The sequence below is a fragment of the Acinetobacter sp. SH024 genome (assembly GCF_000163635.1).
In the GTDB taxonomy this organism is placed as follows: domain Bacteria; phylum Pseudomonadota; class Gammaproteobacteria; order Pseudomonadales; family Moraxellaceae; genus Acinetobacter; species Acinetobacter pittii.
Genome location: NZ_GG753603.1, coordinates 139,226 through 154,881, shown reverse-complemented (window position 1 = coordinate 154,881; position 15,656 = coordinate 139,226). Strand labels below are relative to the sequence as shown.

The 15,656-nt window shown below is 41.5% G+C and carries 13 protein-coding genes and 1 riboswitch; of the genes, 1 reads left to right on the top strand and 12 read right to left on the bottom strand.

Features of this window, described 5'->3' with window-relative positions; all coding sequences use genetic code 11:
• Positions 1-30: 30 nt before the first annotated feature.
• The 5 genes from HMPREF0013_RS19515 to HMPREF0013_RS19495 form a co-directional block, all read right to left on the bottom strand.
• Complete coding sequence (locus HMPREF0013_RS19515) at positions 31-606, bottom strand: TMEM165/GDT1 family protein (RefSeq protein WP_005804434.1); 576 nt, start codon at positions 604-606, stop codon at positions 31-33.
• A 15-nt stretch (positions 607-621) separates the two neighbouring features.
• Positions 622-807, bottom strand: a riboswitch (yybP-ykoY riboswitch).
• 36 nt (positions 808-843) lie between these two features.
• Positions 844-1,122 carry a hypothetical protein gene (locus tag HMPREF0013_RS19510; protein ID WP_005078662.1) on the bottom strand — a complete coding sequence of 93 codons (279 nt, stop codon included), beginning with the start codon at positions 1,120-1,122 and terminating at the stop codon, positions 844-846.
• A gap of 146 nt (positions 1,123-1,268) precedes the next feature.
• Positions 1,269-3,257, bottom strand: coding sequence for a 2-oxo acid dehydrogenase subunit E2 (locus HMPREF0013_RS19505; RefSeq protein WP_005804433.1), 1,989 nt, complete (start codon positions 3,255-3,257; stop codon positions 1,269-1,271).
• Between the two features lie 2 nt (positions 3,258-3,259).
• On the bottom strand, positions 3,260-5,977 hold the full coding sequence (gene aceE, locus HMPREF0013_RS19500) for a pyruvate dehydrogenase (acetyl-transferring), homodimeric type (protein WP_005804432.1): 2,718 nt from the start codon (positions 5,975-5,977) through the stop codon (positions 3,260-3,262).
• 249 nt (positions 5,978-6,226) lie between these two features.
• Complete coding sequence (locus tag HMPREF0013_RS19495; protein WP_002121983.1) at positions 6,227-6,919, bottom strand: M23 family metallopeptidase; 693 nt, start codon at positions 6,917-6,919, stop codon at positions 6,227-6,229.
• A 100-nt stretch (positions 6,920-7,019) separates the two neighbouring features.
• Here HMPREF0013_RS19495 and HMPREF0013_RS19490 point away from each other — a divergent pair, with 100 nt between their 5' ends.
• Complete coding sequence (locus tag HMPREF0013_RS19490; protein WP_005804431.1) at positions 7,020-7,466, top strand: DciA family protein; 447 nt, start codon at positions 7,020-7,022, stop codon at positions 7,464-7,466.
• Between the two features lie 97 nt (positions 7,467-7,563).
• On the opposite strand, the gene lpxC is transcribed toward HMPREF0013_RS19490, so the two are convergent.
• From lpxC to murG, 7 genes are all read right to left on the bottom strand, one after another.
• Positions 7,564-8,466: a UDP-3-O-acyl-N-acetylglucosamine deacetylase gene (gene lpxC / locus HMPREF0013_RS19485; RefSeq protein WP_005804430.1), complete on the bottom strand. Its 903-nt coding sequence runs from the start codon at positions 8,464-8,466 to the stop codon at positions 7,564-7,566.
• A 110-nt stretch (positions 8,467-8,576) separates the two neighbouring features.
• On the bottom strand, positions 8,577-9,752 hold the full coding sequence (gene ftsZ, locus HMPREF0013_RS19480; RefSeq protein ID WP_005804428.1) for a cell division protein FtsZ: 1,176 nt from the start codon (positions 9,750-9,752) through the stop codon (positions 8,577-8,579).
• A gap of 164 nt (positions 9,753-9,916) precedes the next feature.
• Complete coding sequence (ftsA, locus tag HMPREF0013_RS19475) at positions 9,917-11,179, bottom strand: cell division protein FtsA (RefSeq protein WP_002122057.1); 1,263 nt, start codon at positions 11,177-11,179, stop codon at positions 9,917-9,919.
• Positions 11,180-11,239: 60 nt separating this feature from the next.
• Positions 11,240-12,094 carry a cell division protein FtsQ/DivIB gene (locus HMPREF0013_RS19470; protein WP_002122049.1) on the bottom strand — a complete coding sequence of 285 codons (855 nt, stop codon included), beginning with the start codon at positions 12,092-12,094 and terminating at the stop codon, positions 11,240-11,242.
• 2 nt (positions 12,095-12,096) lie between these two features.
• The gene (locus HMPREF0013_RS19465; RefSeq protein ID WP_005804424.1) at positions 12,097-13,023 is read right to left on the bottom strand and encodes a D-alanine--D-alanine ligase; all 927 of its coding nucleotides are present in this window, start codon (positions 13,021-13,023) and stop codon (positions 12,097-12,099) included.
• Positions 13,024-13,060: 37 nt separating this feature from the next.
• Positions 13,061-14,509: a UDP-N-acetylmuramate--L-alanine ligase gene (gene murC, locus HMPREF0013_RS19460; RefSeq protein WP_005804422.1), complete on the bottom strand. Its 1,449-nt coding sequence runs from the start codon at positions 14,507-14,509 to the stop codon at positions 13,061-13,063.
• A gap of 11 nt (positions 14,510-14,520) precedes the next feature.
• The gene (murG, locus tag HMPREF0013_RS19455) at positions 14,521-15,618 is read right to left on the bottom strand and encodes an undecaprenyldiphospho-muramoylpentapeptide beta-N-acetylglucosaminyltransferase (RefSeq protein WP_005804420.1); all 1,098 of its coding nucleotides are present in this window, start codon (positions 15,616-15,618) and stop codon (positions 14,521-14,523) included.
• Positions 15,619-15,656: the final 38 nt, after the last annotated feature.

Here is a 15,656-nt window from a genome sequence, read left to right as displayed (position 1 = left end):
GAGTGCGTTTTTTTCGCAGCTTAAAATGCGTTAGAAAAAATAATGCTGTACTAAAGTAGAGATACCTACAATTAAGAAAATAGCAGCACCAATTTTATGAATGAGCGAGATAGATAAACGTTCAGCCAATTTATTACCAATAAATACAGCTGGCGCATTGGCAATCATCATCCCTAAGGTTGTACCTAACATCACCCAAAAAATGCTGTCATAACGTGCAGCTAAAGCGACTGTTGCAATTTGGGTTTTGTCACCAATTTCAGCTAAGAAAAATAAGATGAAGGTAGCACCAAAAACACCAAATTTTTGCCATCTGTTAATACTATCCGTTTCATCATCGAGCTTATCTGGAATAAGCATCCAGAACGCCATACCAATGAAGCCAGCTGCAAGAACCCAGACTAAAATTTCGGGGCTCAACACGGTCGTAATCCACTGTCCAAGTACAGCAGAAATACCATGATTAATTAGAGTAGCTAAAAGAATCGCAATAAGAATAGGGATTGGCTTACGGAAACGTGCAGACAGTAAAAGGGCCAATAATTGGGTTTTATCGCCCATTTCAGCAAGGGCAACAATCGAAGTAGAAATCAGAAATTCTTGCATGTCGTTTCTCTGGCTAGCATAAATGCCCATGACCTACCCCTCCTGCTAGCCAAATATCTGCAGAGTGGTAAATCAAAGGTCTTGCCAACTCAGAAACGATGAGACGTTTAAGCTATGATGACCATGTTCTGTTGAACAATTATGTTGATCATCACCTATTCATTTAGAAATGAATAGCGGCTACTCCCCAATGAAGTATGCGTTTATTATATTCGAGTAGTTCTATTTTTCAAACATTCAGGCAAAAAATTTTATCCACGCCCAAACTAACAATCGCCCTAGACCCAATAATAAAGCTAAACCAATACTTAAGTTAATAAATCCAAAATGATTAATGCCAGTTACGTGCTGAGATTGAAATTCAAATGGCAAAATAAGCATTGCTAGAAATACTTCCAAGCCCATTGCAACGTAAGTCATCCATTCCCAAGGAAAGTGTAAAACACTCACCCATACCCCCATTAATAAAAATACAATTAATAGAATCGGCACCATGATTTTTAAAAATCCTACCATTCATTCTTTCTCCTTTACCGACTAACGAGAAATTTCTCCTCTCTCGACACTTCATTTTTCGTCCTTAGATTAACTTAAAACCAATTAAATTAAATATCAAAATAAAACCCCGCCGAAGCGAGGTTTTAATGATTCATTTAAAAATATTAGATTAATAAAGTACGAATATCTTTAAGAAGTTTCGTAAGCTTATTAGTAAAGCGAGCAGCATCTGCACCATTAATTACACGGTGGTCATAAGACAACGACAACGGCAACATTAAGCGTGGATCAAAGTCTTTACCATTCCAAACCGGTTGCATCGTTGCAGGTGAAATACCCAAAATCGCAACTTGCGGCCAGTTCACAAGTGGTGTAAATGCTGTACCACCTATTGCGCCCAAACTTGAAATGGTGAAATTCGCACCTTGCAAGTCTTTTGGTGTTAATTTCTTATCACGTGCTTTTTGACCTAACATACCCAATTCAACTGCAATTTGCTTAATTGATTTTTGGTCAGGATTACGTAGTACTGGTACTGTCAAACCATCAGGTGTTGCTACCGCAATACCCATATGAATTTCATTGCGCAAGAGCACTGATTTACCGTCATCAGATAGATGACCTGCGAATTCACGCTCTTCTTTCAACAAATATGCAACCGCTTTGATAATGAATGCCATAATCGTCAGGCTGATACCTTCTTTTTTGAAGTTGCCTTTTAACTCATTACGCCAATCTTCCAACTCAGTAATGTCAGCCAAATCAAATTGAGTGACTTGCGGAATAAAGTTGTTCAACGACAATTGCGGAATTGAAACTTGCTGCAAACGTGTCAATACTTTTTCTTCTACGCCACCAAACGCAGTGAAGTCAGGAAGCTTTGGCAAACCCGAAACCGCTGGTGCAGCCGAAGCAACTGGTGCCGCTTGCGGTGCAGTTAAACGAGTCTTCACATAAGCAAAGATATCTTCTTTAACAACACGGCCATGCTCACCAGAAGTTTTAACTTGAGATAAAACTACACCAAGTTCACGAGCAAGCTTACGAACAGCAGGGCCTGCATATACTTTAGCATTTTCAGCTTCTTGCTCTTTCGTTAACTTATCAGCACCAGATGTTGACGCTACAGGCGCAGACTGAGTCGCAGCAGGAGCTGCTGCTTTAGGCGCTGCTGCCTGCGGAGCTGGAGCTGATTCTGCTTTCGCCGCTGGTGCAGCAGCAGGTGCTTGGCCTTCAGCTTCAATTGTTGCCAGCAATACACCTTGTGAAACTTGTTGGCCTGCTTGCAAGTGAATTGCTTTCACAACACCAGCAACAGTACTTGGAACTTCCACAGTTGCTTTATCTGACTCAACAACAACAAGGCTTTGGTCTACATCAACTTTATCACCAACCTGAACCAAGATTTCAGCAACAACTGCTTTATCTACACCCAAATCAGGAACGTTAATATCAACCGGTCCAGATTGAGCAGCAGACGATGCTACAGTTTCTTGCTGAGCTGGTGCAGGTGCTGCCGCTGGAGCTTCTGTTGTAGAAGCAGGAGCTTCTGCTTGCGCACTTGATGCAGACGTTGTTTTCACTTTAATGAGCACAACACCTTCTTTAACTGTATCGCCTTCTTTAACTTGAATGCTTTCTACAGTACCTGCAACACTGCTTGGTACTTCTACAGTTGCTTTGTCAGACTCAACCACAACGATGCTTTGTTCAACATCAATCTGTTCGCCAACTTTTACTAAAATTTCACCAACTAGTGCTTTTTCAACACCAATATCGGGAACTTGAACTTCAACCACTTGGCTAGTGGTTGCCGTTGCTGGTTGAGCAGCAGTTGAAGGCTGTTGAGCCGCTGCCGGTGCTGCTGTTTGTTCAGCTGCTGGTGCAGCTTTTGGAGCTTCTTCTGCTTGAGCTACTGGTGCAGCACCCTCAGCTTCAAGTTCAAGCAATACCGTACCTTCAGTTACGCTATCACCTTCTTTGATTAAGATGCTTTTTACCACACCTGCTGAAGTGCTAGGCACTTCAACAGAGGCTTTATCTGACTCAAGCAAAACAAGGCTGTCATTTTCTGCAATGCTGTCGCCAACTTTTACTAAAATTTCAGCAACAACTGCTTTATCTACACCAATATCAGGGGTCTTAATTTGCATGCTTAGTTCCCCTCACCTGTTTGCGTTTCATTATATTCAGCAACTGCCTGAACTTCTGGATGCGCTTGAGGAGCCCATGCCACTGGACGGTCAGTATCTAACTCAAAGTTAGAAATTGCATCTTTAACTAAACGTGCATCCACTTCACCTTCGTCAGCTAATTTTTTCAAAGTAGCAACAACGATATGTGCAGCATCAACACCAAAGAAACTACGTAAGTTAGCACGTGTATCTGAACGACCGTATCCATCTGTACCTAATGCAACAAATGGGCGACCATCTGGAAGATAAGCACGGATTTGTTCGCTGTAAGCACGCATATGGTCTGTTGCTGAAACAACGATACCTTCTGTACCACGTAACTGTTTAGATACCCAAGATTCTTTCACTTCTTCAGAAAGTGGGTGTAAACGGTTATATTCTTCACATGCCATACCATCACGTGACAACTCATTGAAGCTTGTTACACTCCAAACGTTTGAGTGGATTTGATATTCATCACGTAAGATTTTCGCAGCTTTGATTACTTCACGAAGAATTACACCTGAACCAAGTAATTGGACAGTTGCTTTTTCATCTTTTTCGAACAAGTACATACCACGTTTAATGCCTTCCTCAGCGCCTTCAGGCATTGCAGGATGCTCGTAGTTTTCGTTCATTACAGTTAAGTAGTAGAACACACGCTCTTGGTTCACATACATACGTTGTAAACCGTCGTGTACGATTACAGCTAATTCATAACCAAAACATGGATCATAAGATACACAGTTTGGAATCGTGTTCGCCAAGATATGTGAATGACCATCTTGGTGCTGTAGACCTTCACCGTTCAATGTTGTACGACCAGCCGTTGCACCTAACAAGAAGCCTTGAGCTTGTGCATCGCCCGCTGCCCACGCAATGTCACCAATACGTTGGAAACCGAACATTGAGTAGTACATATACATTGGAATCATTGGCAAGTTATTCGTTGAATAACTTGTTGCCAACGCAGCCCATGCACTCATTGCACCAGCTTCGTTAATCCCTTCTTGAAGCATGTGACCGTCACTTGCTTCACGGTAATGCATTAACTGTTCTTGGTCTTCTGGGGTATATTTTTGACCGTGAGCGGCATAGATACCGAGCTGACGGAACATACCTTCTAAACCGAAAGTACGCGCTTCATCTGGAACGATTGGTACTACGCGGTCTTTAATTGCTTTTTCTTTAAGTAAAGCAGCAATTAAACGAACCATCACCATCGTGGTAGATTGTTCTTTACCACCTGAACCATTTAATACAGCATCAAATACAGATAATTCAGGAATCGCTAAAATTTCACTCTCTTTACGACGTGCAGGTAGGTAACCACCTAACGCTTCACGACGCGCCTTCATATACTTCATTTCTGGAGAGTTTTCACTTGGGCGGTAGAATGGAAGCTCTTCTAACTTATCGTCTGTAAATGGAAGGTTGAAACGGTCACGTACATATTTCAAAGAGTCGATCTGCATTTTTTTGATTTGGTGAGTTTTGTTCACCGCTTCAATTTCTTCAGACAAACCGTAACCTTTAACAGTTTTCGCAAGAATAACTGTTGGTTGACCTTTAGCTTTCATTGCTTCTGCATATGCAGCAAACACTTTGTAAGGGTCATGACCACCACGGTTGAGATTATCGATGTCTTCATCGCTTAAATCTTTTACAAGTTCCGCAGCTTCTGGGTACTTGCCAAAGAACTTCTCACGCGTGTATGCACCACCTTTCACTTGATAGCGTTGGTATTCACCATCAACTGTCTCTTCCATTACCGCTTTCAAAGCGCCTGAGGTGTCTTTTGCAAGAAGTGGGTCCCAATGACGGCCCCATACCACTTTAATTACACGCCAGCCCGCACCACGGAATAAAGATTCTAGTTCTTGAATGATTTTACCGTTACCACGTACAGGACCATCTAGACGCTGTAAGTTACAGTTAACAACCCAGATAAGGTTATCAAGCTTTTCACGGCCAGCAAGTGAAATAGCACCAGTACTTTCTGGCTCATCCATCTCACCATCGCCAAGATAAGCCCAAACTTTACGATCTTCTTCTTTGATCAAGCCACGGTTCATCAAATATTTTTGAATATGTGCTTGATAAATCGACATGATTGGACCAAGACCCATTGATACGGTTGGGAATTGCCAATAGTCAGGCATTAAATATGGATGTGGATAGCTTGGTAAACCGTTACCGCCAACTTCACGGCGGAAATTACTTAACTGTTCTTCAGTTAAACGTCCTTCAAGGAATGAACGTGCATAAATACCAGGAGCACAGTGCCCTTGGTAATAAATCATATCTCCGCCAAAACTATTGCTGTTTGCGCGGAAGAAATGGTTAAAACCTACGTCATATAATGTTGCACTTGATGCGAAACTCGCCAAGTGTCCACCTAAATCATCACCTGTTTTGTTCGCGCGAAGTACCATTGCTAAGGCATTCCAACGAATCAATGCACGAATACGGCGTTCCATATCTTGGTCGCCTGGCATTGCAGGTTGTTCTTCAACAGAAATTGTATTTAAGTAAGGTGTATTGAGACGTTGAATTGGAACATGCTTAGCAATTGCTTGTTGGTAAAGTTTTTCCAACAAGAATGCCGCTCGCTCAGTTCCCATATGTTGTAAAACTGAATCGAATGCATCTTGCCATTCTTGGGTTTCTTGTGCGTCGGAGTCACCGTAAAACGCCATAATTCACCTGTTCCTTGTTCTCTAATCTACTTTGTATTTTTACCACGTTTTACCCCTTTCAAGTTATTGCCTCGGGTGAATGTGAGGGGGCCCTATTATTTTCTGAATGAATAGTCATTGACCGAGCAGTAAACAAAATAACAAAAAAACGCCAATAATGGCGTTTTTTTATACAATCTTTGCGTTAAAAAAGGTTTAGCTTAGTTTTAGATTCATAAATTTAATAACCTTACCTTTTTAACTATGCTTTTATGGAAGCATCGCTAAGTAAGTAGTTGGGTTCTTACGTTGACCATCTTTTACTACTTCATAGTGCAAATGTGGACCAGTACAGCGACCTGTACACCCTACATTAGCAATATGTTCACCGGCAGATACTTGGTCGCCTACACGCACCATTAGACGTGAAGCATGAGCATAACGCGTTAAATAACCATTGCCGTGGTTAATTTCAACATATTGACCATAGCCAGTGCCCCAGCCAGATTTAGTTACAATACCTGGGCCTGTAGCATAGATTGGCGTGCCACTCGGAGCAGCCATATCTAATCCGCCATGATGTTCTGCACGACCACCCATAGTACGGCCACCAAAGTTTGAAGAAACTCGTACAGTATCAGGAAGAGGGTGAGAAACTAACCAAGAGTAAGAATTTGAAGAAGAGGCATTAAAAGAATTTTTTGCGGTTGTGTTACCGTACTTCTTTGCGAGCGACTCATTGTTGAGTTCAACTGTTTTTTGGCGTAAGGTCACTGAAACTTTCGCACTCGCCGGAAGATCTAAATCATCGGGATGAGTATATGAACCTTGAGATAATGTTTTTGATAGCTGTTCCAATCGATCTGAGTCAGTAGATTGGTTAATTGTTTGATAATCTGCAAAAGCAACTGATGCTGCCGAAGCGGCAAGTGAAAACGCTAATAAAATACGACGCGTGTGCATAAAAACCTCTTGAAACTGTTCTTACTCAAGTTCCTTATGATCTCTTCCTTGATATCGATTGAAATGAACGCTTAAGATTAAGACAAGAATTCATCCGAGAATGACCATGTCTAAACCCGATAACGTTTTTCAACAAACCGGAAAACACATAAAAACAGGAAACCTTACGTTTCTAACAACGCAAGTCGCGCAATGGCAAAGACTTACGAAAATTATCCAACCCTTATTGCCCCAACCGGAACAATGGCAGGTCGTGTGTTATCAAAATGGCTCTTTAATCATTACTGGTGAAAATCAAGCGATGATTAGTCAACTCAGTTATTTACAGAACCAATATGTATCTAAATTATCTCAGCTTGAAGGGTTAAAAGACTTACAACGAATTCAGGTCCGATTGAGAAATAAAAATATTCCAAATGCACCCTCATCTGAGCCATCTAAACCCATTCCCCCGGAAACACAAGAAATGTTACGTAGTGCAGCCGACTTCGTGAGCGACCCTAAGCTTAGCCAAGCTTTACTACGTTTGGCAAGCAATAAAAAATGACGAGCTTTCTATTTCTTAATTAGAATCATTATTATTATGTGATTATAATCACACTTTTTAATGTTACATTATAACATAGCCAAGTAAAGACAATGACTTATATCACGCTCACATATGGAATTGGACATTGACTCTCGTCATCAAATGTTACAATTTCATAATTACTCGGATCACTTTGAACATTGCGTAACAACTGATTATTTAAAGCATGTCCTGATTTATAGCCATCAAACTTGGCAATAATTTGATGACCAAGCAAATACAAATCACCAACTGCATCTAAAATCTTATGTCTAACAAATTCATCAGCGAAACGTAAACCTTCTTCGTTGACGACCCCTGTATCATCTACACCAATTGCATTATCTAAACTTGCGCCTAGTGCTAAATTATTTGCCTTCAGGTAATCCAGATCTTTCATGAAACCAAAAGTACGTGCCTCACTGACTTCATAAACAAAAGTTTCGGTCGAAAAGTCGATCGTGGCAGATTGATATTCTTTAGCAAATGCCGGGTGGTCAAAATCAATCGTGAAATTTAATTGAAAACCATTGTGAGGGCTAAAAATTGCTTTCTTATCATCGATAAGTGCTTCAACTGGTTTTAATATTCTTATGAATTTTTTCGGTGCATCCAGTTCTCGTAATCCACCTTGCATTAAAAGGTAAATAAATGGACCAGCACTACCATCCATAATTGGAACTTCAGAAGCAGATACCTCAACAATCAGGTTATCAATTCCTAAACCTGCAATCGCACTCATTACATGCTCAATTGTGCCTACTTTTATATCCCCGGTTACCAAGTTGGAGCACATAAAAGCTTCTTGGATGAGCAATGCATTAGCAGGGATATCGACTGGCGGATCCAAATCGATACGGCGAAATACAATACCTCCATCCACGGTATGTGGAATGAAATTGATCATCACTTTTTGACCGCTATGAAGACCTATTCCACTCGCTTTTACCACACGATTGAGAGTACGCTGTTTCACCATGCTTTGTAACTTCTTTTTTAAAACCGCTATACGTTAGCATATTTAGTCATTGATCAAAAATAAAAAAAGGCAGTGTTTAAACACCGCCCTTCATTAAATCTAATGATAATTTACTTACGTTGCTGATTTTTCAAGTAATCTTGAATACTCATTGGAGAAGAACGCGGAGTAGAACTTGCTGTGCTACTGACTTCATTATCGGCGTTTTGACGCTTATTAATTGCAGGAACGTCATCTTCATCAACAGATTGAACTGATTGAGACGATGCATGGCTTACCGTATTACGTTTTCTTGGTTCAGCATCTGCTGCATTACGAGTTAAACCAGTTGCAATCACTGTTACGCGTAATTCATCACGTGCATCTGGATCAAATACTGTACCGTAGAAGATTTCGCCTTCATCAAGGTCAACAATCTGGTTCACAACGTCAGTAATGATTTCAGTCTCACGTAGCGTAATATCATCACCACCCGTAATATTAATTAACACGCCCTTGGCATTAATAATATTTACGTTATCAAGTAATGGACTACGGATCGCTTGTTCAGCAGCTTGACGCGCACGATCTTCACCACGACCTAAACCAGCACCCATCATTGCGTAACCGCGAGTACTCATTGCAGTTTTCAAATCGGCGAAGTCAAGGTTAATGTGACCACGGTTAACAACTAAGTCAAAGATACTACGTACGGCATTTAACAATACATCATCAGCTTTTTTATAAGCATCTTTCATTGAAATATCGCCATATACGCTCAATAAGCGTTGGTTAGGGATAATAATCAATGAGTCGACATGTGCTTCAAGTGCTTCAATACCACGTTCAGCAGACTTTAAACGACGGCGGCCTTCAAAGTTAAATGGTGTTGTAACTACACCAACAGTCAAAATGCCCATTTCTTTGGCAACTTCAGCCACAACAGGCGCTGCACCAGTACCCGTACCACCACCCATACCAGCGGTAACGAAAACCATATCCGTACCTTCAAGGTGGTGACGGATGATTTCACGGCTTTCTTCTGCTGCAACTTGCCCTACTTCAGGGTTAGCACCAGCACCTAGACCACGTGTACTTTGCTCGCCTAACTGAATTTTGAAAGGTGCATTCATACAGTCCAGTGCTTGTTTGTCTGTATTGGCACAAACGAATTTAACACCTTGAATATCAGACTGCACCATATGTTGAACGGCATTACCGCCACCACCACCTACACCAAATACAGTGAAACGGGCTTGACCGTTGCCATCGTTTAGTTCATCTTCTATAAATTCAAATGAGGCCATGACCTTTAGGGTTCCTAATACATTATGGCAGTCACTTCAGCCCGTATACTGCCTTGATTTTCAAAAATAACTAATTTTAAGAATGCTGTGCAATACCAACCTTGTCAAGTACAGCGGTTTTCTCTTACAACTTCCTAACAATTCTACCAATAAATACATACATCCTAAAAAATGGCTTTTAACTTGCTATTAAACGCATTCCAGCCATTTACCATTCGTTCCCATACCGAACGGTCATTTGCCTCTTCAGGCTCTTCAACAGCATCTTGCAACTCACTTTGGCTAAACATGAGCAAACCAGCTGCTGTTGCATACATAGAACGACGTAAGGCTGCTTGATGTTGATCATCAGCATAAACCTGTAACGGCGGATTACCCAAATGTGCAGATACACCCAACATACGACGAGCTAAACTCACCATACCTTCTATTTGACAAGCATCCCCTGTCAATACTACACCATGGTATAAACCATGAATTGCACCGCTTTGTTCGAGTTCATCGCGAATCTGGCTAAAGATCTCTTCATAACGGGCAATAATAATTTCTGACAACTCAATTCGGCTAATTGTTTGAGGGCCATCAATTCCTTCTACTTGAATCATGTGATCTGGCTTAACAGCGCTTAAATCGACACAACCATGCAAAATTTTAATTCGTTCAGCTTCTTCTGTCGTGGTTTGCAATACAGCAGCAATATCACGTGTAACGTGTTCACCACCGCGTTGCAATGTACGTGCTAGAGCCAAACGACCATCTAGATAAACAGCAAGATTGGTAATGCCTGCGCCAATATCAACCAGACAAACACCATACTCTTTTTCATCTTTCAGCAAGCTTGCCTCAGCGGTTGCCAGACAAGACACTACCATTTTTTCAACCCCGATATTTGCACCTTTCATGGCACGATCAAGGTTTTGCATAGTCGCTATAGGCATCATCATTAACTGATAATGTCCAGTCATACTATGGGCAGTCATATTAATTGGATTCTGCACCCATTCAGCAGAATCACCTAATTCAAAGCCTAACGGCACTGCACTTGCTAAATAGTAATCAGAAGTCACATGACTTGCTTTTGCCAATTCTAACGCGCGCACGACTTCATTTGTTGTAATCACATGTGCTGGATTAGATACTGGTGTGCGACCAGAGGCATAAAAACTTTGCAACTCGGTACTCGGAATAGATACCCATGCGCTATGAATGCGACATTCGGCCATATTTTCCGCTTCAGCAACAGCATTTTTAATCGCAGCAATGACTTTATCGAGGCTTACAATTTTTCCTTTATTCATGCCTCGATTGCGAGCAGTTGCCATACCGATAACTTGAATGTTATCCGGCGCATGAATTTTTCCAATCAAAACTGAAACTTTATGCGTCCCAATGTCAATCGCAACAACTGAGGGAACAGCTTCACTCATCACTCATACCATTTCTTTGTTGTTTAATACCAGGCAAATTGCCTATTTTAAAGCCACGTATTATGGCTTTGCTTTTGTTCCACCTGCAATGCTTGTGTCATCACTCGTTACAACAAACTGACCATTCACAATTTTAGGTGGTGTTGCGTTCTTCCATTGAATAGATAATCCATTACGATATCGCAAATCAATGGCTGAGATTTTCGACCACACCGGTTTTAAGTCAGATTGTGCCAGATGACTTAAACGTTGCAACTTATTCATTGTTTGATCTTGGTCAACAATAATACGTAAACCAGAATCAAATTGCATAAACCAAGTCATTCGCTCAGTCAGATATAACTCTTTTAAGCGTAAATTAACAGGATGGAATAATTGATTAATTTCATTATAGCGTCGCATCATCATTTTTGACTGACTTACCGGCCCATGAAGCAACGGAAGCTCAGGATGATTCGTCGGCTCCGCCTCACTAAATACATCGCCTCCATCGCTTAACAAGCGACCTGTTCCCCAACGGGCGATAGCATGTCGAGGCATGACACGAACACGAATACCATTGGGCCAAGCACGAGATACGACAACTCGGTCTACCCATGAAATTTCTAATGTTTTGTCACGAATCTGTTCTAAATCAGATGTGAAATAATTTGCTTTTATAATTGGAGCAACATGTTGCATCACTTGTTGTGTTTCAACAGAAGATGCTGAACCTACAACTTCTAGTTTTGCAACTGTTGCATCTGTAATAACTTTATATAGCCCATAAATTCCGACTGCCAGCACTACAAAAGCAATAACCAACAGCACCCATCCACCAGCATTCGCAAGCTTCTGCTTACGCGTAGGCGGTTTATCATGAATAGAGGTGATGGCCGCACGTTTACGGCGCATGGAAGCCGGAAGTTGTGCCATATTTAAGCCGTACCTTCCAATGTTTGCTCAAGAATCGCAACACACAATTCATCAAAGCTATAGCCAACAGCTTTAGCAGCTTTTGGAACTAAAGAGTGACTGGTCATACCTGGAACAGTGTTTACTTCTAAAAGCCAGAAATTGCCTTGCTCATCCTGCATCGCATCAATACGGCCCCAGCCTTCTGCACCCACCGCCTGAAAAGCACGTAAACACAATGCCTGTAGGTTTTTCTCTTCAGTCTCACTCAGACCGCAAGGAATACCATACTCTACATCATTACGTTGATATTTCGCTTCATAGTCGTAGAAAGCAACATCTGCTGGTGGTTGCAAACGAATAACCGGCAAAGGCTGTCCATTGAGGAATGAAATTGTGAATTCACGACCAGTGATCCATTTTTCTGCCATCACCACAGCATCGTGCTGAGTCGCCTTTTCAATTGCAGCAGCAAAGTCTTCTGCTTTCTCAACCTTACTCATGCCGACACTCGAGCCTTCATGTACAGGTTTGATAATGACAGGTAAGCCTAAATCAGCAATCACCGCATCTAAATCTGTTTCTTTAGTAATAATACGATATGGCGCTGTAGGTAAATCGCTACCTTGCCAGATTTGCTTGGTTTTAACTTTATCCATGCCAATAGCAGAACCTTGCACGCCTGTTCCTGTATAAGGCAGATTTAACCATTCAAGCACACCTTGAATCTGGCCATCTTCACCGCCGCGACCATGCAATACAATAAATGCACGATCATAATTTACAAGTTCAGTCACACTGCGGTCTTGTGGATCAAATGCTTCAGCCTGAACACCTGAACGTAACAAAGCGTCCAAAACTGCCTGACCACTATCCAAAGACACAGCACGCTCAGCCGATTTCCCACCAAACAACACGGCAACTTTGCCGAATTTTGTAGCATTTGACACGTTTAAATCCTTAACCCGATTATTCAATACTTTTTGTTTATTTCACATACAAATTGTGTTGTGCAAGTTCTACTGAAATTGCTCCCACGTTACCCGCACCTTGTGTTAATAACAAGTCATTTGGTTGTAACACATTTTGCATGATGTTTTGCAAATTACCTTCAACCGGATCGACCAAAATCGGTTCTACTTGTCCGCGTAAACGAATACTACGCGCTAAAGTGCGGCTATCTGCACCCACAATAGGTTTTTCACCGGCAGGGTAAACTTCCAACAATAATAATTGATCGACTTGAGAGAGCACTTCAATGAAGTCATCAAAACAATCACGAGTACGAGAGTAACGATGTGGCTGGAACAACATAACTAAACGACGGTCCGGATGGCTTTGACGTGCAGCTTTAATAGTTGCTTCTACTTCTTTCGGATGGTGTCCATAGTCATCAACTAACTTAACGTTGCCATCAGCAAGTTCAAATTCACCTTGCACTTGGAAGCGGCGACCTACACCACTAAATCCTTCTAATGCACGGCTAATTGCATCATCAGAAACACCTTCATCTGTGGCAACACCAATCGCTGCCAAGGCATTTAAAACATTATGTAAGCCTGGTTGATTAATTGTTAAACGCAATGGTTCACGACCTTTACGCAACACAGTGAAGTGCGATTGCATACCATCTTGTTCAATATCAACTGCACGAATGTCATTATCTTCATTAAAACCATAAGTAATGACCGGACGGCCTACACGCGGCAGAATTTCACGAATGTTCGCATCATCACCACAAACGACAGCCAAGCCATAAAATGGTAAGTTATGAAGAAACTGTACAAACGTATCTTTTAATTTATCAAAGCTACCTTCATAGGTATCCATATGGTCAGCATCGATATTGGTTACAATCGCTGCCATTGGTTGCAAATAAAGGAAAGATGCATCTGATTCATCAGCTTCAGCTACGATAAAACGGCTTTCACCTAACGCTGCATTTACACCTGTACTGTTAAGTAAGCCGCCAATAACATAAGTTGGATCAAGGTTTTCTTCCGCCAACATTGTCGTCAAAAGACTTGTAGTTGTGGTTTTACCATGTGTACCAGCCACAGCAATACCGTGACGGTAACGCATAAGCTCACCTAGCATTTCTGCACGACGTACAATTGGAATACGCTGTTCAATTGCAGCTTTAATTTCCGGATTTTCCGGATCAATTGCTGTAGAAACTACAAGCACATTGGCATTTTTAATATTTTCCGGTTGATGGCCAATATAAACTTTGATGCCATTTTTCTCTAATTGTTCTGTAGTTTTAGACGCTTTAATGTCTGAACCGGAAATTTTATAGCCTTGGTTGCCCAAAACCTCTGCAATGCCACACATCCCAGCGCCACCGATCCCCACAAAATGAATGTGTTTGATACGGCGCATTTCAGGCACTTTAATCAGTTTTTTTGCTTGGTTCGCAGCTGTTGATGGAGACATAGTAAATCCGATTACATTTTTTGGATAAGATCAACCACATGCTGAGTCGCATTTGGTTGGGCATGTTGACGCGCTTTCACTGCCATTTCAGTAAGTAATTGGCGGTTCATCAGCGAAGTGAACAATTCATTTAAAACATCTGGTGTCATGGTCGATTGCTGGCAAATTTTCGCAGCACCGACATCCGCCAGAAATTTGGCATTTGCAGTTTGATGGTCATCAACTGCTATAGGGAGTGGTACAAAAACTGCGGCCACACCTGCTGTTGCAACTTCTGTTACCGTGAGTGCTCCAGCTCGGCAAATAATTAAATCTGCCTCGCTATAAGCTTTTGCCATATCTTCAATAAACGGCAAAACGTGTACAGTTAAATTAGCTGGTGCATCTGCATAAAGTGCTTGAGTTGCCTCAACTTGTTGCTGACCACACTGGTGAAAAATATTGAGTGGAACTTGTAATTGTTTTAATGCTGGAGGTAAGCGTTCATTGAGTGCTTTAGCACCTAAAGACCCGCCCACAATTAAAATATTTAAAGGCTTGTCCGCTTGTTCACGCTCATCATAGCGCCACTTTGGGCTTAAAATATCCGTGATTTCACGACGCACAGGGTTTCCTGTGGTTACAACTTTTCCACCAGCAGGAAAGGTATTTGGAAATGCTTCACATACGACTTTAGCAACACGAGACAACTGCGCATTGGTAAAACCAGCAACTGCATTTTGCTCGTGAATGAGAACAGGAATACCTAACAAACGTGCAGCTAAACCACCTGGACCAGCTACATAACCACCAAAGCCTGCAACCGCATCAACTTTAAGTTGTTTCATATAGCGCATTGCACTAAAAGTGGCTTTTAAAATTTTAAAAGGTGCAGCAGCTTTACGGACTAATCCATTGCCACGAACACCTTGGATATCAATTTGATATATTGGAATATTTTGATCTTTTAATAACCGATTTTCCATACCTGTTGGCGTGGCTAACCATGAAACCTGACAACCTTGTTGTTGAAGTTGTTTGGCTACGGCGAGGGCTGGAAAAACATGTCCACCTGTACCGGCAGCCATCATCATGACATGTTTGGGTTTGCTTTGCTGTGAATCGGTCACGGTCTAATTCTTCAACTCAAAAAACAATGGAAATTGTC